The organism is Streptomyces sp. HSW2009, from assembly GCF_040240285.1.
In the GTDB taxonomy this organism is placed as follows: domain Bacteria; phylum Actinomycetota; class Actinomycetes; order Streptomycetales; family Streptomycetaceae; genus Streptomyces.
Genome location: NZ_JBEHZD010000908.1, coordinates 1 through 1886, shown reverse-complemented (window position 1 = coordinate 1886; position 1886 = coordinate 1). Strand labels below are relative to the sequence as shown.

Here is a 1886-nt window from a genome sequence, read left to right as displayed (position 1 = left end):
GGAGTGGGCTTCGGGGACGGCCGCGGAGCGGGGGGTTTCGGCGTGGGCTTCGGCGGCGGGGTCGGCTTCGGCGTGGGTTTGACGGGTGGCGGCGCGGGCGAGTTCGGCGGCTCGGGCGCCGGCGACGCGGGCCGGGGCGGGCTGGGCTTGGGCGGCGGCTGGTGCGGGGCGCCCGGCACCGCCTCGGTGGGCTCCCGCGCCTCCGGCTCGCGGTGCGGCTCGGACCCGCCGGAGAGCGCGTACGCGAGGATCGCGCCGGCCACGACCAGCGCGCCCGCGACGATCCCGACCTTGGCCCCGGTGCCCAGGCCCTCACCCACGGCGCCGGCCGCGGCAGCGCCGCCACCGGTCGCCCCGCCGCCGGCCGCACCGGTGCCGAGGAGTCCGCTGACGGTGCCGCTGGCCGCTGCCGCCGCGCCGGTGGCCGCACCGGCCCCGGCGACACCGGCCGCGACCCCGGCGACCTTGAGCGCGTACCCGGCGGCGAACCAGCCGATGACCGCGACCGGCAACGCGGCCCGCAGCCTGGCATTCACGTCCGCCACCTCAAGCGCCGCCATCCGGCACTGGGCACAGTCCTCCAGGTGCTTGCGCAGCCCGCGCTCGGCCCGCATCCGCAACCCGCCGCGCGCGTACGCGCCGAGCCGGTCCGCGTACCGCGCGCACTCCCCGCCCGTCGACTGCGAGGTGTTGACGTGGGCCTGGAGGTACGCCTGCTTCAACTTCTCGCGCGCCCGGTGCGCGAGCACGGCCGTCGCGTTGTCGGTGAGCCCGAGCAGCGGCGCCACCTCGCGCAGCGGCTCGTCCTCCACCGTGGTGTGCCACAGCACCGTCTGGTAGTGCTCCGGCAGACTGCGGAACGCCTGTACGGCGAGCGTCTGCTCGGCCTCCTGCATGGCCCGTACGTCAGCACCCACGTCGTACTCGGAACCGGGCGTGCCCTCCTCGTGCGCCGACGCCCGCGCGGCGGTCTCCGCGAACACCGCGAAGTCCTCGATCAACTGCTCGCGCTTGGCCGTCTTGGTCCACGCTGCGGCCACCCGCCGCACGGTCGTCAGCAGGTACGCGCGCACCGCCGTACGCGGCCCGGCCCCGCCCCGCACGGCCTGGAGCGTGCGCGCGAACACCTCCGCCGTCAGGTCGTCCGCGGTGTCCGCGTCCCGACAGCAACTCCGCGCGTAGCGCCGCACCGCGTGCGCATGCCGCCGGTACAGCTCCTCGTACGCACTCCCGTACGCCGCCCCGTCCCCGGCCCGCATCTGCGCCAGCAACTCGATGTCGGACGGGGGGAGTTCGTCGTCCGTCGCGTCGTCCTGTGCGGTGTCGCCGCGCGTCGTGCTGTCGCGCGTCGTGCTGGCGTGGGGGGTGCTGTCCGGCAGGGTGACCCCCGGGGGGTACGCGCCGGCCTCGGTCCCGCCCGGATCGTCGTCGGCTCCGACCTTGGTACGACCCTGACCCGCGCTCGCGCAGGTTGGCGGGGCGGCGCCGACCTGCGGGCCCGCACCGGCCCCGGAGCCCGTACCGGCCCCGGAGTCCACGGCGGGCTGCGGACCTGCTGCCGGCTGCCGACCTGCGGCGGATTCAGCGGGAGGTGCGGGGGGCGGCGCGGAACCGGTGGGCGGTGCGCCGGGCTCGCTGGACGGGGCGGGCGGCGTGGTGGGCGCCGTGGGATCTACGGCGGCGGGAGGCGTGGCGGCGGAAGAAGAGGGGGCCGCGGTGGGGTACGCGCCGGGCCCCGGGGGCTGGTCCGCCGGGGAAGCCGGGCCAGGCCCCGGCGGCGTACGGGGGCCGGGGGCCCGGCCCCCCCCCGCCGCCCCCCCCGCGGCCGGGCCCCCCCCGCGGGGAGCCCCCCCCCCCCGCCGGTCGGGCCCGGCCCCCGGCGGCGG

Annotated in this window: 1 protein-coding gene; it reads right to left on the bottom strand. The window is 78.8% G+C overall.

The features are described from left to right. A partial coding sequence (locus tag AAHZ94_RS33450; RefSeq protein ID WP_349997456.1) for a sigma-70 family RNA polymerase sigma factor occupies positions 1–1538 on the bottom strand: 1538 nt, incomplete at its 3' end. Between the last annotated feature and the right edge of the window lie 348 nt (positions 1539–1886).